Raw genomic sequence first — 17,347 nt, forward strand, 5'->3', positions numbered from 1 at the left:
CAGGAGGACGGGCGCCGCAATGTGTTGCAGGCAGGCTACAGGAGGAAGATGGTCGCCAGGCCGAGGAAGATGAAAAAGCCCAGCGAGTCGGTGGCGAAGGTCAGCAGCACCGAGGAGCCCATCGCCGGGTCCTTGCCGAAGCGGGCGCGCACCATCGGCACCAGCACGCCGACCGAGGCGCCGACCAGCATGTTGCAGATCATGGCGGCCATCATCACCAGCGCGATCGACACCGAGTGCGAGATCGCCCAGGCGAACAGCGCGGCCACCACGCTGCCGCACAGCCCCACCAGCAGGGTCACGAAGAGCTCGCGCTTGACCAGCTGCCACAGGTTGCGTCCGGTGATGCGGCCCATGGCCAGCGCCCGGATGATGAGCGTCATGGTCTGGTTGCCGGAGTTGCCGCCGATGCCGGCCACGATGGACATCAGGAAGGCCAGGATGACGATCTGGCTGACCGTGCCTTCGAACTGCGAGGCCACGAACGAAGCCGTAGCCGCGGTACAGAGATTGAACAGCAGCCACGGCGCGCGGTTGCGCAAGGCGGTGGCGACCGGCGCGAAGATGTCTTCTTCCTGCAGACCGGCGCGCGACAGCGCCTGTTCCTGGGAGTCCTCGCGCATCACGTCCACCACGTCGGCGATGGTGACGCGGCCGATCAGCCGGCCCTGGTCGTCCATCACGGGGGCGGACACCAGATCGTAGCGTTCGAACGCGCCGGCGGCGTCCGCGTCGGAATCCAGCGGATTCAGCGTCAGGAAATCCGAGTTCATGACCGCGCGCACCTCGGTCTCGGGCTCGCTGACCAGCAGGCGCGACAGCGGCAGGATGCCTTGCAGCTTGTCCTGGCGGTCGACCACGAAGATCTGGTCGGTGTGGTCCGGCAGCTCGTGCAGGCGGCGCAGGTAGCGCAGCACGACCTCCAGCGTCACGTCCTCGCGCACGCGGACCATTTCGAAGTCCATGATCGCGCCCACGCTGTCTTCCGGATAGCCCATGGCTTCCAGCAGCTGCGCGCGTTCTTCTTCGGTCAGGCCCTTCTGGACTTCGGCCACCACGTCCGGCGGCAAGTCGGGCGCCAGGTCGGCCAGCTCGTCGGCGTCCATGCTGCCGGTGGCGGCCACCAGGTCCTGGCGGTCCATCGCTTCGATCAGCGATTCGCGCACCCAGTCTTCGACTTCCAGCAGCACGTCGGCGTCGTGCTCCGGGCTGACCAGCGCCCAGATCGCCTGGCGCTCGTCCTTGGGCAGCGATTCGAGGATGAAGGCGATGTCGGCCGGATGCAGCCCGTCCAGCAGCGTCTTGAGTTCGGCTTCGTGCTGGCGGTGGACCAGGTCTTCGACCAGCGAGGCCTTCGAGTCGCCTTCTTCCTGGCGATGCACGAGGTCGGCGACCAGCTGCTGGCGGCGCAGGCGCTCCTGCACTTCGGCCAGGGCGTGCTGGGCGTCTTCCGGGTCGAGGCGGCGGGGCGTCGCGGGCGGTTTCTGCGCGGCGGCGGACTGCGTCATGCGTTACGGCTCAAAGGGTGGGGAGGGGGCGGCCGCGCCGCGCTTCGTCGGTGGCGACGTAGGTCAGCGTGGCTTCGGTGACCTTGACGATCTCGGCGTCCAGGCGCTGGCGTTCCGCGTAGACCTCGACCGACACCGTGATCGAGGTGGTGCCGGTTTTGATGATGGAGGCGTAGAAGCTGAGCAGGTCGCCCACGAACACGGGCTGCTTGAACTGGAAGGCGTTGACCGCCACGGTGGCCACGCGTCCGGCGGCGCGCCGCGCGGCGGGGATGGAGCCGGCGATGTCGACCTGCGACATGATCCAGCCGCCGAAAACGTCCCCGTGGATATTGGCGTCCGCCGGCATCGGCATGACGCGCAACACCGCGTCGCGGTCGGCGGGCAAGGTCGTGGTAGGGGTTTTGTGGCTGGAGGCCATGCGGCTGACTCCGCTGCAAGAGAACCAGCCGATTATGCAGGAAAAATGCGACTGCCGCGTGCGTGCGCAAGGCCCGCCGCGGCAAGCAGCCGCGGCGGGCGCGCATCAGTAGGCCAGCTTGACGATGGCGTAGCCGCCGGCCAGCAGCCACACGTACAGGATCAGGCCCAGCGCCATCACGCGCGGGCCGGCCTTGCGGATCTGGGCGAAGCGGGTTTCGATGCCGAGCGCCGTCATGGCCATGGTCAGCGCGAACACGTCCAGGCGGCGGATGGCGGCCACGATGTCGGCGGGAATGACGTTCAGCGAATTGACGATGGCCAGCACCAGGAAGCCGACCGCGAACCAGGGGATCGGCAGCTTGGCGCCCTTGGCCTGGCCGCCGGCGTGCGAGGCCGCGCTGCGCAGGTACATGCCCAGCACCAGCAGGACCGGCACCAGCAGGGCGACGCGCGTCATCTTGACGATGGTGGCGACTTCGGTGGTGGCGGGGTCGACGTTGCTGGCCGCGCCGACGACCTGCGCCACTTCGTGGATGGTGCCGCCGATATAGATGCCCAGCGCCTGGGTGTCGAAGCTCAGCCAGCCCGCGTGGTAGAACACCGGGTACAGGAACATGGACAGCGTGCCGAACAGCACCACCGTGGCGACGGCCACCGCGCTCTTGTGCGGCGCGGCCCGCAGCGTGGGCTCGAAGGCCAGCACGGCGGCGGCGCCGCAGATGGCGCTGCCGGCGGCGGTCAGCATGGCGGTGTCGCGGTCCAGGCCCAGCAGGCGCTGGCCGGCCACGGTGCCGATCAGCAGGGTGCTCAGCACCACCGCCACCGAAACGGCCAGCCCCGGCAGGCCGACGGCCGCGATCTGCTGGATGCTGATGTTCAGGCCGTAGAAGGCCACGGCGATGCGCAGCAGGCGGCGGGNNGCGGTGAAATTGACGCCCACGCCCCAGTCGGCCGGCATGGTGCCGCGCAGGAAGTTGCCATACAGCATGCCGCAGACGATGCCCACCACCAGGGGCGAAAAGCCCAGCTGGCGGATGGCGGGCAGGTCGGCCAGCTGCATGACCGCGGCCGACATCAGGCCGACGAACAGCACGCCGTTGAGCTTGTCGCGCCAGGGCGTGGCCGCGGCGGCCGCGGACACCGGCGGCGTGGCGGGCAGGGGGGCGGCGGCGGTGCTGGAGGAATTGCTCATGGTTGGACCTGGTACATATCTAAATAACTAGACGAAATATTAGGGGCTGGCCTGTTATTTGAAAAATTGTTATTTTGAATATGTAATATCGGATTAACTGATAATTAGCCCGCCATGACTCCGGACCAGCTGCTTACCTTCGCCTCGGTGGCCGATACCGGCAACATCAGCCGCGCCGCCCTGGTGCTGAACCTGTCCCAGCCCGCGGTGTCGGGCCAGCTGCGCATGTTGCAGGAATGGTTCGGCGAGCCCCTGTACCGCCGGAGCGGGCATGGCATCGTCCTGACCGAGGCCGGCGAGCGCCTGGCCGAACAGGCCCGGCAACTGCGCCAGGTGTACCGCCAGGCGCAGGCCGTGCGCGAATCCTGGCGCGGCCTGGAAACCGGCGCCCTGCGCCTGGGCGCCAGCACCACGCCGGCCAGTTATCTGTTGCCCAGCCTGGTGGCGGACTTCCGCCGCGCCTTTCCCTCGGTCAGCCTGCATCTGTCCGACGGCAACACCCGCGAAATCGTCGAGCGCCTGCCGGCCCTGGACCTGGCCTTCATCGAGGGCGACGTGCCGACGGGCCTGCCGGCGGACACGGCGGTGCACGCCTGGCGGCAGGACGAAGTGGTGGCCATCGTGCGGGCGGACCACGCGCTGGCGGGCAAGGGGGCGGTGACCCTGCGCGACCTGGCCGCTTCGGCGCTGGTCATGCGCGAACCCGGTTCGGGCGTGCGCCGGCTGGTGGAGCGCGCGTTTTCGGACGCCGGGCTGGCGCCGTCGGTGGGCCTGGAACTGGCCGGGGTGGAAGGCGTGAAGCAGGCGGTGCGCGCGGGCCTGGGCGTGGGCTTCGTGTCGGTCATGTCGATGCGCCACGAGGACGGGGCGCTGGCGGCCCTGCGCCTGTTGCCGCGGCCGCTGACGCGGACCCTGAGCATCCTGGTACCGCACGCGGACGCGGCGGCGCGGGCGGCCGAACGTTTCCTGGCGATGTGCCTGGCGGTCGGCGCGCCCGAAACGGTGTAACGGAACTAGGCCTTGGCCAGGCGCTTGAGCGCCAGCTGGACCCAGTAGGTGCCGCCCAGCGGCAGCAGCTCGTCGTTGAAATCGTAGCTGCCGTTGTGCAGCATGCACGGGCCCAGGCCGTGGCCGCTGTCGCGGTGCTCGCCGGTACCATTGCCGATCCAGACATAGCAGCCCGGCAGCTCCTGCAGCATGAAGGCGAAGTCTTCCGCGCCCATGGTCGGCTGCACGTGGTCGTTGACGTTGTCCTCGCCGACGATGTCGCGCAGCACCTCGGCACAGAATTCGGCCTCGGCGGGGTGGTTGATGGTGGGCGGATAGTTGCGCTGGAATGTGAATTCCATTTCGCAGTCCATGGCCGCGCAGGTATGGCGCGCGATCTCTTCCATACGGCGTTCGATCAGGTCCAGCGTCTCCAGCGTGAACGTGCGCACGGTGCCGCGCAATTCGGCATGGTTGGGCACCACGTTGTCGGCGCTGCCGGCATGGATCTGGGTGATGCTGAGCACCGCGGCGTCCAGCGGATTGCGGTTGCGCGTGATGATGGTCTGCAGCGACTGGGCCAGCTGCACGGCCGCCATGACCGGGTCTATGCCCAGGTTGGGCATGCCGGCGTGCGAGCCCTTGCCCTTGACGACGATGGAGAACTCGTTGCTGGAAGCCATGATGGGGCCGGGGGTCAGGCCGAACTGGCCGGGCTTCATGCCGGGCCAGTTATGCATGCCGAACACGGCTTCCATGGGGAAGCGCGTGAACAGGCCGTCGTCGATCATGCGCTTGGCGCCGCCGCCGCCTTCCTCGGCCGGCTGGAAGATCACGTAGACGGTGCCGGCGTAGTCGCGGTGCTGCGACAGGTAGCGCGCCGCGGCCAGCAGCATGGCGGTGTGGCCGTCGTGGCCGCAGGCGTGCATCTTGCCCTCGTGCTTGCTGGCGTGCGCGAAGGTGTTGACCTCCTGCATGGGCAGCGCGTCCATGTCGGCGCGCAGGCCCACGGCGCGTTCGCCCGGCAGGTTGCCGCGGATGATGCCGACCACGCCCGTGCCGCCCAGCCCGCGATGGATTTCGATGCCCCATTCCTGCAGTTTCGCGGCGACCACGTCGGCCGTGCGGAACTCCTCGAAAGCCAGTTCGGGATGGGCGTGGATGTCGCGCCGGATCGTGGAAATATCGCGGTGCCACGCGACGATGGGTTCGAGCAGTTTCATGGCATTGCACTCGGGCGGAATATGGGAACGCAACAAGGTTATCATCAATCAAAAATCGATTTAAGGAACCTCTGAACAAGTCCAACGAACCTGTCAGAATATAAGTTATTGAAAACAGTCCGATCCGAGTGAACCCGATGAGCCAGTTGAGTTTTTCCGAAGCCGAGTACGTTGGCAAACGCAAGAAAACGCGCCGTGAGAAGTTTCTGGCCAAGATGGAGCGTGCGGTGCCGTGGAAGCTCTTTGCCGATCTGGTCGATCCGCATTACCCCAAACCGGGCATCGGTCGTCCACCGTATCCGCTGGAAACGATGCTGCGCATCTACTTCATGCAACTGTGGTTTTCGCTGTCGGACCCGGCCATGGAAGAGACGCTGTACGACAGCTTTTCGATGCGCCAGTTTGCCAAACTGCCTGGAGGTCGTGTGCCGGACGAGACCACCATTTTGAACTTCCGTCATCTGCTCGAGCAGCACAACATTGCCGACCAAGCGCTTGAGGCGGTCAACCTGCTGTTGCAGGATCAAGGCATTCAGGTGCGCAAAGGCACCATTGTGGACGCCACAATTATCGATGCACCCAGCTCGACCAAGAACGCCAGCGGCACGCGGGACCCCGAGATGCATCAGACCAAAAAGGGAAACCAGTGGCACTTTGGGATGAAGGCCCACATTGGGGTTGATCTTCACAGCGGGCTGGTCCACACGGTGGTGGGCACCGCTGCCAATGAGCATGATGTTACTCAGGCGGCTGCGTTGCTGCATGGTGAAGAAACGTTGGCTTTTGGCGATGCCGGTTATCAAGGCGTAGACAAACGACCCGAGCACCAAGGGCGTGACGTAACCTGGCACATTGCCATGCGCCCCGGCAAACGGCGCGCCTTGGGTAACAGCGCAATTGATCGTTTGACGCAAAACATTGAGCGGGCCAAATCCAGTCTTCGAGCCAAGGTTGAGCATCCGTTTCGTGTCATCAAATGCCAATTCGGGTTTCGTAAAGTCAGATTCCGTGGACTGGCCAAGAACACTGCGCATTTGAAAATGTTGTTTACGCTGTCCAATATCTGGATGGCACGCCGCCCGTTGACGGCGGTGGCAGGGTAAGTGCGCCCAAAAAGCGCCAACAGGCCCGAAAACGGGCCTGATCGGGGTGCAAACAACCCGAAAGTGGCGATGATTTGAGCAGTTTTTAACCATTTTTGAATACTTTGGTCATGAGGTCGATTTTTGGATGTTTGAAATCGAGTTCTTCAGACCTTCCTTAATGGAGACAACTACCATGACGCGTCCGTGGCTTGCCCATTACCCGCAAGGCGTTCCGGCGGAGATCTCGACCGAGGGGTATTCCTCTCTGACCGACCTGCTGGACCGGGCCTGCAAACAGTATGCCTCCCGCATCGCGTGCACCGCGATGGGCAGCGACATCACGTACGCGCAACTGGACGCCCATGCCCGCGCATTCGCGGCCTGGCTGCAAAGCCTGGGCCTGCCCAAGGGCGCGCGCGTGGCGCTGATGATGCCCAACGTGCCCGCCTATCTGGTCAGCATGCTGGGCACGCTGCGCGCCGGCCTGGTCGTGGTCAACGTCAATCCCCTCTACACCGCCGAAGAACTGCAGCGCCAGCTGCTCGACAGCGGCGCCTCGGCCATCGTCATCCTGGAGAACTTCGCGCATACGCTGGAGCGCGTGACCGACCGCGGGCAGCTCAAGCACATCGTCGTGACCGGCCCCGGCGACCTGCTCGGCGGCCTGAAGGCGCCGCTGGTGAACCTGGTCGCCCGCCATATCAAGAAGCTGGTGCCCGCCTGGCGCATCGACGGCGCCCACGAACTGCCGCGGGTGCTGAGCGACGGCGCGAAGCTGTCCTTCAAGCCGCCGGTCCTGTCCATGGACGACGTGGCGGTGCTGCAGTACACCGGCGGCACCACCGGCGTGCCCAAGGGCGCCATGCTGTCGCACCGCAACCTGACGGCCAACGTGCTGCAGACCGAGGCCGTGGCCCAGCCCGTGGTGCACGACCTCGCCGGCCAGCAGCTCACCATCATCAGCGCGCTGCCGCTCTACCATGTGTTCGCGATGACGGTCTGCGGGCTGTATGGCCTGTACGCCGGCATGCGCAACGTGCTCATCATCAATCCGCGCGACCAGCCTTCGCTGATCAACGCGTGGCGCAAGACGCCCATCAACATTTTTCCGGGCGTCAATACGCTGTTCAACGCGCTGGCGCACAACGAGGATTTCGCCCGCCTGGACTTCTCCGCGCTGCGCCTGACGCTGGGCGGCGGCATGGCGGTGCAGCGCCAGGTGGCCGAGCGCTGGCTGAAAATCACGGGCCGGCCGCTGGTCGAAGGCTACGGCCTGTCCGAGACCTCCCCGGTGGCCACCGTCAATCCCACCAACGCGACCGAGTACTCCGGCTCCATCGGCCTGCCGCTGCCGTCGACCGACGTGGCCATCCTGGACGACGAGGGCCGCGAGGTGCCGCTGGGCGAGCGCGGCGAAGTCTGCATCCGCGGTCCCCAGGTCATGCTGGGGTATTGGCAGAAGCCCGAGGAAACCCGCCAGTCCATGACGGCCGACGGCTATTTCCGCACCGGCGACATCGGCATCATGGACGAGCAGGGCTATACCCGCATCGTCGACCGCAAGAAGGACATGATCGCGGTGTCGGGCTTCAAGGTCTATCCGAACGAAGTCGAGGCCGCCGTGGCGCAGCATCCGGGCGTGCTGGAGTGCGCGGCCATAGGCGTGCCGGACGAGCATTCCGGCGAGGCCGTCAAGGTGTTCGTGGTGAAAAAGGACCCGTCTCTTACCGAGGCCCAGATCCAGGAATGGTGCCGCGAACGGCTCACCGGCTACAAGCGTCCGCGCTTCGTGGAATTCCGCGACGAACTGCCCAAGAGCAACGTGGGCAAGATCCTGCGCCGCGAACTGCGGCCCGATGCGCCGGCGTCGGACCCGGGCAAGGCCGCCTAGGCGGCGGCGCCGAGGTGCGGCGCGATCATCTCGTGCAGGGCGCGCTCGACGGCGCGGTTGCCGGCCACGACGCGCCCGCCGATGGGCCAGGGGTCCTGCCGATGCATGTCCGAGCAGGCGCCGCCGGCCTCGCGCACGATGAGCGTGCCCGCAGCCACGTCCCAGGGCGCCAGCCCCATTTCCCAATAGCCGTCGTAGCGGCCGCAGGCGGTCCAGGCCAGGTCCAGGGCGGCCGCGCCCATGCGGCGCACGCCGCGCGAGCGGTTGATGGCGTCGTGCAGCATGGGCATGTACTGCGCGGCGAATGAAAAGTCGCGGAACGGGAAGCCGGTGGCCAGCACCGCGTCCTCGATGGTCTGGGTGCGCGAGCACTGGATGCGCCGGCCGTTGAGCCAGGCCCCCAGCCCGTAGACCGCGGTGAAGAGCTCTTCGCGCTGCGGGTCGTAGACCGCGCCGGCCACGGGGGTGTCCTGTTCCAGCGTTTCGGTGGCCGAGACCGCGGTGCCGGCGTGGGCCACCAGCGCGATCGACACGGCGTAGTGCGGAATGCCGTGCAGGAAATTGGTGGTGCCGTCCAGCGGGTCGATGTACCAGGTGGCGTCGCCCTGCGGCTTGCCCCCGGTTTCCTCGGCGACGATGCCGAACTGGGGCGTGCGGGCTTGCAGTTGCTCGATGATGGCGGCTTCGGCCTCGCGGTCCGCCTGGGATACCAGATCGTTGCGCGCCTTGCGGTCGATCACCAGGTCGCTGCGGTGATGCGCGTAGGATTGCAGGATGGCGGCGCCGGCATGCGAGGCTGTGACGGCCGCGTCGATCGCGGCGCACAGGTCGATGGGCGAGGCCAGCGAACGGGGCTGATCGTAAGTATCCATGAATCGAGTGTAAGCCCATGTATGAGTCAAATCGGTGGCAAGCGGCCCGAAACCGCGCCGCCGCGTGGCTTTCGCCCAACGTATGGACCGCGGTCCGCCGATAATTTGCGTTTATCCCGAATTTCCGGGCTTGGCCCGATACTGTTTGTTTCCGCCGCACCCAATGTCCGTTACCTATTCCCCCCTGATTCCCGCCGTGGCCGAGTTCGACGCCGAAGGCAGGCTGTTCAGCCCCGCCTATGGCGACGTCTACCATTCGCCCTCCGGCGCGCTCGGGCAGGCCGAACACGTGTTCCTGCGCGGCAACGGGCTGCCCGGGCGATGGCGCGGCCGCGGCGCCTTCACGGTCTGTGAAACCGGCTTCGGGCTGGGACTGAATTTCCTGGCGCTGTGGCGCGCCTGGCGCGAGGACCCCCAGCGTCCGGCCGCCCTGCACGTGCTCGCCATAGAAGGACACCCCTTTGCGCGCGCCGACCTGGCGGCCCTGCTGGAGCGCTACGCGCCCGAACCGCTGGCCGGCCTGGGGCGGCGGCTCGCCGATCGCTGGCCGGAGCTGCTGCCCGGACTGCACCGCCTGGAATTCGAAGGCGGGGCCGTCACGCTGACGCTGGGCTTCGGCGAGGCGCAGGCGCTGGCGCCCCGGTTGAGCGCGCGGGTGGACGCGTTTTTCCTGGACGGCTTCGCGCCCGAGCGCAATCCCCGCATGTGGGCACCGCCGCTGCTGCGCGATCTGGCGGCGCTGGCCGCGCCGGACGCCACGGTGGCCACCTGGGCCTGCACCGGCGAGCTGCGCCGCGCCTTGCAGGAAGCGGGCTTCAACGTGCGCCGCGCCCCGGGCTACGGCGGCAAATGGCATATGACGGCGGGCGAGGCCGCGCGGGAAGGCGCGGTGGCCGCCGGGCTGCGTCCCGTGGCCCACCGCCACGCCGTGGTGGTGGGCGCCGGCCTGGCGGGCGCGGGCATCGCCCAGGCGCTGGGCCTGCGCGGTTGGCGCGTGACCGTGGTCGACGCCGGCCGCGCGCAGGGCGCGCCCGCGCATGCCGGGCACGTCGCCGCGGCGCTGACCCCGGTGCTGGCGCGCGACGACAATGCGCGGGCGCGCCTGTCGCGCGCCGGCAGCCAGCGGGCGCAGGCGCGCTGGCTGGGCCTGGCGGGGGACGCCGCCCCGCGGGTCTGCGGCACCGTCCAGCTCGAACGCGACGCCGGCCGGTCCGCGGCGATGGCCGGCACCCTGGAGGCGCTGGCGTTTCCGGCGCAATGGGTGCGCCAGGTCGACCGCGACGAGGCCAGCCAGCTGGCCGGCCTGCCGCTGGCGCGCGGCGGCGTGTTTTTCGCGCAGGGCATGCTGGTGCAGCCCGGGCGGCTGATAGAAGCCCTGCTGGCCACGCCCGGCGTCACGGTCCAACCCGGCGCGGCGGCGCGGGTCGAGCGGGCCGGGCAGGGCTGGCGCGTGCTGGACGCAGCCGGCGCCGAACTGGCGCAGGCCGATACCGTGATCCTGGCCAATGCGGCGGGGGCGCAGGGCGTGCTGGCGGCCAGCGGACTGCTGGAGCCGCTGCCACGGTTGGCGCAGATGCATGCGCTGGCCGGGGAGGTCACGCTGGTGCCGGCCGCGGCGCTGGCGGGCGGACCGCGCTGCATCGTCGGCGGCGAAGGCTATCTGCTGCCGGACACCGGCGCGGGCTGCGTGGCCGGCAGTACTTATGTGCATGGCGCCGCCGAGGCCCGGGTGAGCGCCGAGGGCCAGCGCGTCACGCTGGACAAGGCCGCGGGCCTGCTGGGCAGCGTGCCCGCGGCGTTCCAGGCCCTGGAGCCGGGCAGCCTGCCGGGCTGGGCGGGATGGCGGGCGGTGCTGCCCGGCCGCCTGCCGGCGGTGGGCGAACTGCCCCAGGCGCCCGGCCTGTGGCTGGCCGTGGGCTATGCCTCGCGGGGGCTGTCGTGGTCGGCGCTAATGGGCGACTTGATCGGCGCCCGGTTGCAGGGCGAACCCGCGCCGCTGGAGACCGACCTGGCCAGGCTGGTGGCGCCGCGCTGAAAAAGTCGGGACGCAGGGCGGGGCGCACGGGGACGGTGGCGTAGAATGCTGGAATTGCCAGGATTTGACGCCAATTGGGCCGGAATTGGTGCCACACCCGGCGCGTCGAGGGCCCGGCAGGCATTCCGCCCGTGGGCGATGACCGGGGGCTTTAGACCCCTTTTTTGGACGATATGGCCGTCCAAAAGAGGGACCGAGTTTATTTCAAAGCCCAAATCCGTCAAAATAGCGTCTTTTGATGGTTTTTGGCTTAAGCCGGGGGATGCTCTGTGCCGCCCAAGTTCGACTTTGCCCATACTACCCAGCTCGATACCGTCGAGCTGCTGACGTCCCGTCCCAGTCGCATAGATTTCGACGCGGGCGATGGGTTGCACCTGGTAGTCGAGGCGCATGCGCCTGGTGTGTTCCGCCTGCGCTGCGGCGAGGCGAATCACCTTNGCCACGGTGGCCACCTGGGCCTGCACCGGCGAGCTGCGCCGCGCCTTGCAGGAAGCGGGCTTCAACGTGCGCCGCGCCCCGGGCTACGGCGGCAAATGGCATATGACGGCGGGCGAGGCCGCGCGGGAAGGCGCGGTGGCCGCCGGGCTGCGTCCCGTGGCCCACCGCCACGCCGTGGTGGTGGGCGCCGGCCTGGCGGGCGCGGGCATCGCCCAGGCGCTGGGCCTGCGCGGTTGGCGCGTGACCGTGGTCGACGCCGGCCGCGCGCAGGGCGCGCCCGCGCATGCCGGGCACGTCGCCGCGGCGCTGACCCCGGTGCTGGCGCGCGACGACAATGCGCGGGCGCGCCTGTCGCGCGCCGGCAGCCAGCGGGCGCAGGCGCGCTGGCTGGGCCTGGCGGGGGACGCCGCCCCGCGGGTCTGCGGCACCGTCCAGCTCGAACGCGACGCCGGCCGGTCCGCGGCGATGGCCGGCACCCTGGAGGCGCTGGCGTTTCCGGCGCAATGGGTGCGCCAGGTCGACCGCGACGAGGCCAGCCAGCTGGCCGGCCTGCCGCTGGCGCGCGGCGGCGTGTTTTTCGCGCAGGGCATGCTGGTGCAGCCCGGGCGGCTGATAGAAGCCCTGCTGGCCACGCCCGGCGTCACGGTCCAACCCGGCGCGGCGGCGCGGGTCGAGCGGGCCGGGCAGGGCTGGCGCGTGCTGGACGCAGCCGGCGCCGAACTGGCGCAGGCCGATACCGTGATCCTGGCCAATGCGGCGGGGGCGCAGGGCGTGCTGGCGGCCAGCGGACTGCTGGAGCCGCTGCCACGGTTGGCGCAGATGCATGCGCTGGCCGGGGAGGTCACGCTGGTGCCGGCCGCGGCGCTGGCGGGCGGACCGCGCTGCATCGTCGGCGGCGAAGGCTATCTGCTGCCGGACACCGGCGCGGGCTGCGTGGCCGGCAGTACTTATGTGCATGGCGCCGCCGAGGCCCGGGTGAGCGCCGAGGGCCAGCGCGTCACGCTGGACAAGGCCGCGGGCCTGCTGGGCAGCGTGCCCGCGGCGTTCCAGGCCCTGGAGCCGGGCAGCCTGCCGGGCTGGGCGGGATGGCGGGCGGTGCTGCCCGGCCGCCTGCCGGCGGTGGGCGAACTGCCCCAGGCGCCCGGCCTGTGGCTGGCCGTGGGCTATGCCTCGCGGGGGCTGTCGTGGTCGGCGCTAATGGGCGACTTGATCGGCGCCCGGTTGCAGGGCGAACCCGCGCCGCTGGAGACCGACCTGGCCAGGCTGGTGGCGCCGCGCTGAAAAAGTCGGGACGCAGGGCGGGGCGCACGGGGACGGTGGCGTAGAATGCTGGAATTGCCAGGATTTGACGCCAATTGGGCCGGAATTGGTGCCACACCCGGCGCGTCGAGGGCCCGGCAGGCATTCCGCCCGTGGGCGATGACCGGGGGCTTTAGACCCCTTTTTTGGACGATATGGCCGTCCAAAAGAGGGACCGAGTTTATTTCAAAGCCCAAATCCGTCAAAATAGCGTCTTTTGATGGTTTTTGGCTTAAGCCGGGGGATGCTCTGTGCCGCCCAAGTTCGACTTTGCCCATACTACCCAGCTCGATACCGTCGAGCTGCTGACGTCCCGTCCCAGTCGCATAGATTTCGACGCGGGCGATGGGTTGCACCTGGTAGTCGAGGCGCATGCGCCTGGTGTGTTCCGCCTGCGCTGCGGCGAGGCGAATCACCTTACCGATGACAAGCCCACTGCGCGCGCCCGCGCCGTGGCGGAGATGCTGCTCGCGCGCCAGGAAGCGGTGGGTGAAGCCACCGTCGCCCCGCGCGACGACGGCGACGGCTGGCGCATCGCCCAGGGCGACGTGGTGCTGGAGCTGCTGTCCAACCCCGTGCGCGTGGCGCTCTACCGCAACGAAGAGCGCGTGCTGGAATCCGAGGTCTCCGCGCATACGCCCGCGTTCGGGCACAACGCGCTGGACCAGGCCGAAGACGCCGTCTGGACGGCCGGCTTCACGCTGCAGGCCGACGAGCGCGTGTACGGCCTGGGCGAAACTCCCGGAGACCTGAACCGCCGCGAAGAGTCCGTGGTGTCCGACGATCCGGAGCACCGCGCGCTGCCGCTGGCCTGGAGCCCGCGCGGCTGGGGCCTCTATGTGAATTCCATGCGCCGCGTCGAACACTCGGTCGGCGTCGCGCCGGCCGATTCCGCCTACGTGCTGACGCTGGACGACGCCGTCCTCGACCTGTTCCTGTTCGTCGGCGAGCCGGGCGAAATCCTCAACCAGTACACCGCGCTGACCGGCCGCGCCGGCCAGCCCTCGCTGTGGGCGATGGGCGCGTGGCTGCAGCAGGCCTCGGGCGAAATGCCGACCGAGACCGTGGCGCTGGTGGCGCGCATGCGCGAGAACCAGATCCCGGTCGACGCCGTGACGCTGGCGCAGCCGGCGGCCTGGGGCTTCCAGGCGGACAAGACCGTATTCGAATGGGACGCCCAGCGCTTCCCGGACGCCAAGCAGATGCTGGCGCTCTTCCACAAGCACAACGTGCACGTCGCGGCCTCCGGTTTTCCCGGCGTGCTCAAGACCAGCCCCTTGTTCGAGGAACTGGAAGACCGCGGCTGGCTGCTGACCAGGGACGACGGCTCGGCCCAGGTGTTCGACGGCAACGCCGCCACCTCGGGGCAGCCCTACGGCCTGCTGGACCTGACCTACCGCGACATCTATAACCTGTGGGTGGAGCGCCATCGCCAGCTGGTCGAAGACGGCCTGGACGCGCCCGCGTGCGATGCCCAGATCGCCATTCCCGACGGCGTGAGCGCCCGCAACGGCGAAACCGGCCCGGCGCTGCGCAGCATGTACCCGCTCCTGGTGCGCCGCGCGCTGTTCGACGCGGTCGCCGGCCTCAAGGTCCCGCCCGAGGGCGTGGTGCCCAGCGCCGACCTGTTCCCGGCCGCGCAGCGCCTGCCGTGGCAGGTGGGGCCGCAGGTCGAGAACAGCTGGGAAGGCCTGCGCCATACCCTGCGCACCGCCTTGTCCATCGGCGCCAGCGGCGTGCCGGTGCAGGTGCACGGCATCGGCTCGGCCTCGCGCGACCGCGCCGGCATGACGCCCGAACTCTATTTGCGCTGGCTGACCGCCGGCGTGTTTTCGTCCAACTTCTCGTTCCAGGGCGTGGCAGGCCTGATGCCCTGGGACTTCGGCGAAGAGATCCTGGGGCACGCCAAGACCTGGCTGCAATGGCGCTACCGCCTGGTGCCCTACGTGCTGGGCGCCATCGAGGATTCGGCGCGCACCGGCCTGCCGGTGCAGCGCTCCATGGCCATGTCGTTCCCCAACGATCCCCATGCCCACGACTGGGACCTGCAATACCTGCTCGGCCCGGCGCTGCTGGTGGCCCCTGTGACCGAGCCCGGCAAGCAGGTCCGCGTATACCTGCCCAAGGGCGAGGCCTGGTGGGACCTGAACACCGGGCACCGCTACGAAGGCGGCACCACCTGGACCATGGATTGCGACTTCGGCCAGTTCCCGGTGTTCGGCCGCGAGGGGCACATGCTCTGTCTGGGACCGGCCGCGCAGCATACGGGCGAGTTCAACTCGGCCCGTATCCTCGACGAGGTCTGGATGTTCGGCATGCCGGTGCACAATCCGGTCGTCATGCGCAACAAGATCCGCGTGATGCAGATGCAGGGCTCCAGCTACATCAAGGGTCTGGAAGGCCTGCGCATTTCCCCGTCCGAGGGGCTGGAAGTCAAGCGCCGCGGCGCCGAGGTCCGCATCTCGCGCGCACGTTGATCGCGGGGCCCGCCTCCACGGAGGCGGTCCGGAAAGCAGATGGGCAGTCAGGAGGACATTCCTTCCCGGCTGCCCATTTCCGCCTTTATGAAGGACACTTGCCGCAGGGCCGGCAAGCGCGGATTCGGGCCTTTATATTACTTAAAGTTATAAAAAATGGAAAAAACGGTCGTTCTCTTTAGAAGAGAGAAGATACAAAATCGCTTGCCATGATTCACATCGAGAACCTATCCAAGACCTATGCCACGCCGCATGGACAATTCCAGGCGCTGCGGGGCATCAACCTGCACATCGCGCAGGGCGAGGTCTTCGGCATCATCGGCCCCAGCGGGGCCGGCAAAAGCACGCTGGTCCAGTGCATCAACCTGCTGGAGCGGCCCAACGAAGGTTCGATCGCCATCGGCGGCCAGCCCCTGACCGGCCTGTCCGAGGCGCAGCTGCGCGCCCAGCGCCGCCGCATCGGCATGGTGTTCCAGGGCTTCAACCTGCTGTCGCGCCGCACGGTGTACGGCAACGTGGCGCTGCCGCTGGAAATCGCCGGCGTGGACAAGGCCGAGATCCCGGCGCGCGTCGAGCGCCTGCTGGCGCTGGTCGGCCTGGAGCATCTGCGCGACCGCTATCCCAGCCAGATCAGCGGCGGCCAGAAGCAGCGCGTCGGCATCGCCCGCGCCCTGGCCAACAACCCCGACGTGCTGCTGAGCGACGAGGCCACCTCGGCGCTGGACCCGGAAACCACGCACAACATCCTGGCCCTGCTGCGCGACATCAACCGCAAGACCGGCGTGACCGTGGTCATGATCACGCACCAGATGGAAGTGGTGCGCGAAGTCTGCGACCGCGTGGCCGTGCTGTCGCAGGGCGAAGTGGTCGAGATGGGCAGCACGCGCGAAGTGTTCGCGCAGCCGCGCCATGAAGTGACCCGCGCCATGGTCTCGGCCGCCACCGCTTCCGAACTGACCGACGCCACGCTGGCGGCGGTCAGGCAGCGCATCGAGACGCTGGCCGCGGCCAAGCCGGACCAGGCGCTGCGCCTGCTGCGCCTGTCGCTGACCGGCAACGACGCATCCGGGTCGTTCCTGTCCGACCTGACCAAGCAGCATTCGCTCGACGTGGACCTGATCCAGGCCCGTGTCGAAGACATCCAGGGCGTGGCCGTGGGCACGATGTTCGTGCTGGCCCAGGGCGCGCCCGCCGCGGTCAAGGACGCCATCGCCGCCCTGACCGCCCGTGACATCTCCGTAGAAGAAATCGCCCATGAGCCCGCAACTGATCGACCTGCTTATTACGTCGCTGCTTGACACCCTCCTGATGGTGGGCGTGGCCAGCGCCATCGCGGTGGTGGTCGGCATTCCGCTGGGCGTGGTCCTGACCGTGACGGCCCGCGGCAACATGCTGGAAAACCAGTCCGTCAACCACGTGCTGGGCGCCATCATCAATGCCACGCGCTCGGTGCCCTTCGTCATCCTGATGGTCGCCATCATCCCGTTCACGCGCTTCGTGGCCCAGACCTCGATCGGCACCACCGCCGCCATCGTGCCCCTGTCGGTCGCCGCCATCCCGTTCATGGCCCGCATCGCCGAGAACGCCATGCGCGAGGTCGATCCGGGCCTGATCACCGCGGCGCGCGCCATGGGCGCCTCGCCCATGCAGATCATCCTCAAGGTGCTGCTGCCCGAATCCCTGCCCGGCCTGGTGGCCGCCACCGTGGTCACCATCGTCAGCCTGATCGGCTATTCCGCGATGGCCGGCGCCATCGGCGGCGGCGGCCTGGGCGACCTGGCCATCCGCTACGGCTACCAGCGTTTCCAGTCCGACGTGATGGCCGCGGTCGTCATCGTGCTGATCGTGCTGGTCCAGGTGGTGCAGAGCCTGGGCGACCGCTACGTGCGCCGCATCTCGCACCGCTGAGCGATTTTC

12 protein-coding genes and 1 pseudogene are annotated in these 17,347 nt (G+C 68.4%); 8 read left to right on the forward strand and 5 right to left on the reverse strand.

Annotated features, from left to right (window positions below):
* Positions 1-35: 35 nt before the first annotated feature.
* The 3 genes from mgtE to C1I89_RS26730 form a co-directional block, all read right to left on the reverse strand.
* The gene (mgtE, locus tag C1I89_RS26720) at positions 36-1,508 is read right to left on the reverse strand and encodes a magnesium transporter (protein ID WP_102775417.1); all 1,473 of its coding nucleotides are present in this window, start codon (positions 1,506-1,508) and stop codon (positions 36-38) included.
* Between the two features lie 10 nt (positions 1,509-1,518).
* On the reverse strand, positions 1,519-1,929 hold the full coding sequence (locus C1I89_RS26725; protein ID WP_102775418.1) for an acyl-CoA thioesterase: 411 nt from the start codon (positions 1,927-1,929) through the stop codon (positions 1,519-1,521).
* A gap of 105 nt (positions 1,930-2,034) precedes the next feature.
* Complete coding sequence (locus C1I89_RS26730; protein WP_258231539.1) at positions 2,035-3,123, reverse strand: YeiH family protein; 1,089 nt, start codon at positions 3,121-3,123, stop codon at positions 2,035-2,037.
* Positions 3,124-3,237: 114 nt separating this feature from the next.
* Between C1I89_RS26730 and C1I89_RS26735 the strand changes: the two genes are divergently transcribed.
* A complete protein-coding gene (locus C1I89_RS26735) occupies positions 3,238-4,131 on the forward strand; it encodes a LysR family transcriptional regulator (protein WP_102775419.1) in 894 nt (297 codons plus the stop codon).
* A 5-nt stretch (positions 4,132-4,136) separates the two neighbouring features.
* On the opposite strand, the gene C1I89_RS26740 is transcribed toward C1I89_RS26735, so the two are convergent.
* On the reverse strand, positions 4,137-5,333 hold the full coding sequence (locus C1I89_RS26740) for a M20 aminoacylase family protein (protein WP_102775420.1): 1,197 nt from the start codon (positions 5,331-5,333) through the stop codon (positions 4,137-4,139).
* A 137-nt stretch (positions 5,334-5,470) separates the two neighbouring features.
* Between C1I89_RS26740 and C1I89_RS26745 the strand changes: the two genes are divergently transcribed.
* On the forward strand, positions 5,471-6,436 hold the full coding sequence (locus tag C1I89_RS26745; protein WP_102770808.1) for an IS5 family transposase: 966 nt from the start codon (positions 5,471-5,473) through the stop codon (positions 6,434-6,436).
* A 175-nt stretch (positions 6,437-6,611) separates the two neighbouring features.
* On the forward strand, positions 6,612-8,309 hold the full coding sequence (locus tag C1I89_RS26750; protein ID WP_181391061.1) for a long-chain-fatty-acid--CoA ligase: 1,698 nt from the start codon (positions 6,612-6,614) through the stop codon (positions 8,307-8,309).
* Here the strand turns inward: C1I89_RS26750 and C1I89_RS26755 are convergent.
* A complete protein-coding gene (locus tag C1I89_RS26755) occupies positions 8,306-9,181 on the reverse strand; it encodes an inositol monophosphatase family protein (RefSeq protein ID WP_102775422.1) in 876 nt (291 codons plus the stop codon). The two genes, C1I89_RS26750 and C1I89_RS26755, sit on opposite strands and share 4 nt — an antisense overlap.
* A gap of 163 nt (positions 9,182-9,344) precedes the next feature.
* Here C1I89_RS26755 and mnmC (C1I89_RS26760) point away from each other — a divergent pair, with 163 nt between their 5' ends.
* The 5 genes and pseudogenes from mnmC (C1I89_RS26760) to C1I89_RS26780 all read left to right on the forward strand — a co-directional run bounded on the left by mnmC (C1I89_RS26760) (position 9,345) and on the right by C1I89_RS26780 (position 17,338).
* Positions 9,345-11,216: an FAD-dependent 5-carboxymethylaminomethyl-2-thiouridine(34) oxidoreductase MnmC gene (gene mnmC / locus C1I89_RS26760; protein WP_102775423.1), complete on the forward strand. Its 1,872-nt coding sequence runs from the start codon at positions 9,345-9,347 to the stop codon at positions 11,214-11,216.
* A gap of 438 nt (positions 11,217-11,654) precedes the next feature.
* Positions 11,655-12,935 (forward strand): annotated as a pseudogene (mnmC, locus tag C1I89_RS26765) (FAD-dependent 5-carboxymethylaminomethyl-2-thiouridine(34) oxidoreductase MnmC); the annotation flags it as partial.
* Positions 12,936-13,204: 269 nt separating this feature from the next.
* The gene (locus C1I89_RS26770) at positions 13,205-15,430 is read left to right on the forward strand and encodes a glycoside hydrolase family 31 protein (RefSeq protein WP_102775424.1); all 2,226 of its coding nucleotides are present in this window, start codon (positions 13,205-13,207) and stop codon (positions 15,428-15,430) included.
* Between the two features lie 209 nt (positions 15,431-15,639).
* Positions 15,640-16,728 carry a methionine ABC transporter ATP-binding protein gene (locus tag C1I89_RS26775; RefSeq protein WP_102775425.1) on the forward strand — a complete coding sequence of 363 codons (1,089 nt, stop codon included), beginning with the start codon at positions 15,640-15,642 and terminating at the stop codon, positions 16,726-16,728.
* Positions 16,685-17,338, forward strand: a complete 654-nt coding sequence (locus C1I89_RS26780; RefSeq protein WP_102775426.1) for a methionine ABC transporter permease — start codon at positions 16,685-16,687, stop codon at positions 17,336-17,338. The genes C1I89_RS26775 and C1I89_RS26780 overlap by 44 nt, the downstream gene beginning before the upstream one ends.
* Positions 17,339-17,347 lie beyond the last annotated feature (9 nt).

Source organism: Achromobacter pulmonis, from assembly GCF_002885955.2.
Taxonomy (GTDB): domain Bacteria; phylum Pseudomonadota; class Gammaproteobacteria; order Burkholderiales; family Burkholderiaceae_B; genus Achromobacter; species Achromobacter pulmonis_A.

Bases quoted from the DNA above. Each gene is read 5' to 3' on its own strand.
- C1I89_RS26740 (WP_102775420.1), bottom strand. From the start codon at position 5,333: ATGAAACTGCTCGAACCCATCGTCGCGTGGCACCGCGATATTTCCACG.
- mnmC (WP_102775423.1), top strand. From the start codon at position 9,345: ATGTCCGTTACCTATTCCCCCCTGATTCCCGCCGTGGCCGAGTTCGAC.
- C1I89_RS26725 (WP_102775418.1), bottom strand. From the start codon at position 1,929: ATGGCCTCCAGCCACAAAACCCCTACCACGACCTTGCCCGCCGACCGC.
- C1I89_RS26780 (WP_102775426.1), top strand. From the start codon at position 16,685: ATGAGCCCGCAACTGATCGACCTGCTTATTACGTCGCTGCTTGACACC.
- C1I89_RS26750 (WP_181391061.1), top strand. From the start codon at position 6,612: ATGACGCGTCCGTGGCTTGCCCATTACCCGCAAGGCGTTCCGGCGGAG.
- mgtE (WP_102775417.1), bottom strand. From the start codon at position 1,508: ATGACGCAGTCCGCCGCCGCGCAGAAACCGCCCGCGACGCCCCGCCGC.
- C1I89_RS26735 (WP_102775419.1), top strand. From the start codon at position 3,238: ATGACTCCGGACCAGCTGCTTACCTTCGCCTCGGTGGCCGATACCGGC.
- C1I89_RS26755 (WP_102775422.1), bottom strand. From the start codon at position 9,181: ATGGATACTTACGATCAGCCCCGTTCGCTGGCCTCGCCCATCGACCTG.
- C1I89_RS26775 (WP_102775425.1), top strand. From the start codon at position 15,640: ATGATTCACATCGAGAACCTATCCAAGACCTATGCCACGCCGCATGGA.
- C1I89_RS26745 (WP_102770808.1), top strand. From the start codon at position 5,471: ATGAGCCAGTTGAGTTTTTCCGAAGCCGAGTACGTTGGCAAACGCAAG.